The sequence below is a fragment of the Deltaproteobacteria bacterium genome (assembly GCA_005879795.1).
Lineage (GTDB): Bacteria > Desulfobacterota > Binatia > DP-6 > DP-6 > DP-6.
In genome coordinates, this window is sequence record VBKJ01000186.1 from 1 (window position 1) to 3,822 (window position 3,822).

The following is a 3,822-nucleotide window of genomic DNA, read 5'->3' on the forward strand; positions in this document are numbered from 1 at the left end:
GATCCGCTCGCGCACGAGGAGGCGGCCGCGCTCCTGGTGCCGCCGCCGCGCCTCGGGCGGCCCACCCTCGCGGATGCGCGCCAGGCGCGCGCGCAGCTCCCCGGCGAGGGCGCGGTGGTGGCGCGCGTTCTCCTCGAACGCCGCGTCGCGGCGGAGCCGCGAGCCGAGCCGCGTCATGCGGGTCAGCGCGCCCAGTGCGGCGGGCGCTTCTCCAGGAACGCGGCCATGCCCTCCTCCCCTTCCTCGCTGGCGCGCAGGCGGGCGATCAGCTCGCAGGTGAGCGCCGGCACGGCCGCCGGGTCGGCCGCCGTCACGTCGCGCACGAGCTTCTTCGCCGCGGCGATCGCGGTCGGCCCGCCCTTCTTGAGATCGCCGGCGACGCCCGCCACCGCGGCGTCGAGCTCCGCGGGCGCGACGACGCGGTCGACCAGGCCCCAGGCGAGCGCGTCGGCGGCGCCGAAGGTCTCGCCCGTACAGAAGAGGCGGCGCGCGCGGGCCGCACCCACACGCGCGATCACGAAGGGCGCGATCATCGCGGGCGCGATCCCGAGCCGCACCTCGGAGAAGGCGAAGTGCGCCTCGCTCGAGGCGACCACCACGTCGGCCGCCGCGAGCAGGCCGACGCCGCCGCCCCGCGCCGGTCCGTTGACGCGCGCGACCACCGGTCGCGGCAGCTCGGCGACGGCCGCGAACACCGCCTGCGTGCGGCGCGCGTCGTCCAGGTTCGCCTGCGGGCCCGCGTCGCGCATGCGCCGCATCCAGTTCAGGTCCGCGCCCGCGGAGAAGACCCTGCCTGCCCCCGTCACCACCACGACGCGCACGGCGGGCTCGGCGGCGCACGCCACGAGCGCCTCGCCGAGCCGCGCCACCAGCGCGTCGTCGAGCGCATTCCCCACCTCGGGGCGGTCGAGGGTGAGGGTCGCGACGCCGTCCAGCCGGTCGACGCGCAGCACGGCTCAGCCCTCTCCCTCGTCCGCCGTGGTCGCCAGGACCGGCTCGGGCACGTCGAGCTCGAGCGCGAGCAGCGCCTGCGCGAGCGTCTTCCCCTGGTGGTCGGCGCGCAGCGAGAGCGTGCCGCCGCCCCCCAGGGCATGGCGGAGGAGGAAGTTGAGCGCGCGCAGCCCGGGCAGCTCGAAGCATTCGACCGGCCCACCACAGAGGTCGCCGAAGTAGCGCCGCACGCGCTCGGCATCGAGCTCGCGGCGCAGGAACGCGAAGGCCTGCGGCGAGCGGGCGGCGACGCCGATGTTGGCGTGGTCGCCCTTGTCGCCCGAGCGTGCGTAGGCGATGCGCCTGAGCGGCACGCGCACGCAGGCCCCGCCCGCCTCCGGCAGCTCGATCAGCGAGGGCGGCGGCGCGACCGCGCTCCGCGTGCCGCCCGCGCCGGGCGGGGCCGGCACGAGCTCGCGGGCGATCCGCGACTCCCCGCGCACCACCTCGAAGCGCGGCGCCACCAGCTCCCGCGGCACGAGCGCCGGCCAGTACGCGTACGCTTCCTGCACCTCCGGCCGGCCGCCGAAGACGCCGAGCCCGGGCGGGGCCTGGAGCGCGAGGCCGAGCATCGTGTGCGCGAAGCGCTCGACCTTGCCGCGGTCGGGATCGCGCACGGCGGCGCGGAAGACGCCCTCGTTCGGCTCGACCTCGGGTGCCGCCGCGCCCCAGCAGCTCCGGTAGCCGACGAGATCCGCGCGCCGGTCGGCGAACTCCGAGCCGACGCGGTGCCAGAGCATCTCCGCGAGGCGCTCCGCCTTCGCGCCCACGTCGGGCCCCGAGAGGAGCGCCAGGCCGACGGCGCGCCAGCCGTCGCGGTAGACGACGGCGACCTTGAGCGAGTCGGGCGGCGGCGTGCCGCGGGCGCCTCCGACGGCGACTCGGTCCCGCCCCGCGTCGATCACCTCGAGGCCGCGAAAGTCGGCGCTCACGTCGGGGGTCAGATAGCGCGCCGGATCGCCGATCTCGTAGAGGAGCTGCTCGGTCACGGTGGCGCGCGAGACCCGGCCGCCCGTGCCCGGGTGCTTGGTCACGACGAAGCGGCCGTCGGCCGCCACCTCCGCGATGGGATAGCCCACGTCCAGGGGTGCCACCTTCCGCCAGTCGGTCAGGTTGCCGCCGGTCGCCTGCGCCCCGCATTCGAGCACGTGCCCGGCGACGGTTCCCGCCGCGAGCCGGTCCCAGTCGTTCCACGCCCAGCCGAACTCGTGCACGAGCGGCCCGAGCGTGAGGGCCGCGTCCGTGGTGCGGCCGGTCACCACGATCTGTCCGCCCGCAGCGAGCGCCTCGGCGATCGGCCAGGCGCCCAGGTACGCGTTGGCGGCGACGATGCGGTCGCGGATGGCGGCGAGCGGCCGCCCGTCGTCCAGGTTCGCGAGCGGCACCCCGGCGCCGATGAGCTGATCGAGCCGCGGCAGGAGGTCGTCGCCCGCGACCATGCCGATCGCCGGCGTGAGGCCTCGGGCGCGGCAGGCCTCCGCGATGCGGTCACGGCAGGCCTCCACGTGCACCCCGCCGGCGTTCGCCACCACCCGGATTCCGCCCTGCACGATGTCCGGGAGCACCGAATCGAGCATGCCGACGAAGTCGTAGGCGTAGCCGAGACGCGGGTCGCGGGCGCGCTGGCGCTGCAGGATCACCATGGTGATCTCGGCCAGGAAGTCGAGCGTGACGTAGTCGAGCGCCCCGCCCCGGACCTGCTGGGCGAGCGCGCCCGGGTCGTCCCCCCAGTAGCCGCTCGCGTTGCCGACGCGCAGCGTCTCGCGCATGCGTGCGCGTTCTACGCCGCGGCCGCGCCCTCTCGCAAGGCGGCAAGCGCCGTCTGCGCCCCCAGCTACCCCGCCAGCGTGCGTACCGGCACAAGCGGCGACCGCGACCGGCAGCGTCCGCCTGCGGACCGTCGGCAATCACCTAGCGGGAGCGCTCGCCGGCGAGCACGGGCTCGCCGGCCGGCTCGAGCACGACGCGGACCGCACGGAGCCGCTCGGCGGCCGGGCCGACCCGGATCGGGAGCGTGAGCGTGCCGCGCGCGTCCGGCCCGAACGACGGCCCGGCCTGCTCGCGGCCGTCATCGAGGCCGAGACGCACCCGGTACGTGCTGCCGGCCGGGAGCGGCGGCAGACCCGAGGCGCAGAGGAGCGCGGTCTCGTGCGCGGGTTGCCAGAGGACGTGCCCGCGCACGTCGCGGAACGGCGCGACCGCCGCGAGGGGGAGCACCTCGAGCCCGGGCGCACCGAGCAGCTCGGCGAGCGTTCCCCGCGCGTCCGCCGCCGCACGCAGGCGGTTGATCTGGCGCTGCCGCGCCCTGAGCGCACGCGTCAGCACGTCGGCGCGCGCGTCGGTCACCTCGAGCTGGCGGCGCTGCTCGGCGTTCACCTCGGCCGCGTCGCGCACCGCCTGCGCCTGGCGCGACGCCTCCGCCCGCGCCTCGCCGAGCTCTCGGCGTCGGGCCTCCAGGTCGCGCTCGAGCGCCGCGACGCGCGCTTCGAGGTCGGCCGCGCGCGCCGCAACGCTCCTTGCCTGGTCACGGTAGGCTGCCTCGCGCCCGCGCAGCTCGCCGATCGCCCACACCCCGAGCGCGGCGAGCATGAGGCCGAGCCCGACGGCAACCCTGCGCAGCCCCCGCCGCGGGCGGGCCCCGTCGGCGGCCACCGGCTCGGGCGGCGGACTCGCCGCGGGCGCCGGAGGGGTCCGAGGCAAGCCCACCGGGCGATCGAACACGTCGCGCAGGCACGCGACGCAGCCGTCGGCGAGGTGCGCGCGCACGACCTCGCACCCGGCCTCGTCCAGGGTGCCGGCCGCGTAGCCGGCCAGGAGCGGGCGGAGCTCCTC

Annotated in this window: 3 protein-coding genes; all 3 read right to left on the bottom strand. The window is 77.2% G+C overall.

All coding sequences use genetic code 11. From position 1 onward, the window contains the following. Positions 1-177, bottom strand: a 177-nt coding sequence (locus tag E6J59_15510; protein TMB17833.1) for a methylcrotonoyl-CoA carboxylase, incomplete at its 3' end; no start/stop codon positions are given. A gap of 5 nt (positions 178-182) precedes the next feature. Next, positions 183-953 carry an enoyl-CoA hydratase/isomerase family protein gene (locus E6J59_15515; GenBank protein TMB17834.1) on the bottom strand — a complete coding sequence of 257 codons (771 nt, stop codon included), beginning with the start codon at positions 951-953 and terminating at the stop codon, positions 183-185. 3 nt (positions 954-956) lie between these two features. Then, entirely contained in the window at positions 957-2,759 is a 1,803-nt protein-coding gene (locus E6J59_15520; GenBank protein TMB17835.1) for a DUF1446 domain-containing protein, read from the bottom strand. Positions 2,760-3,822 lie beyond the last annotated feature (1,063 nt).

Excerpts from the sequence above, each read along its gene's own strand:
- E6J59_15520 (TMB17835.1), bottom strand. The coding sequence starts at position 2,759 with ATGCGCGAGACGCTGCGCGTCGGCAACGCGAGCGGCTACTGGGGGGAC.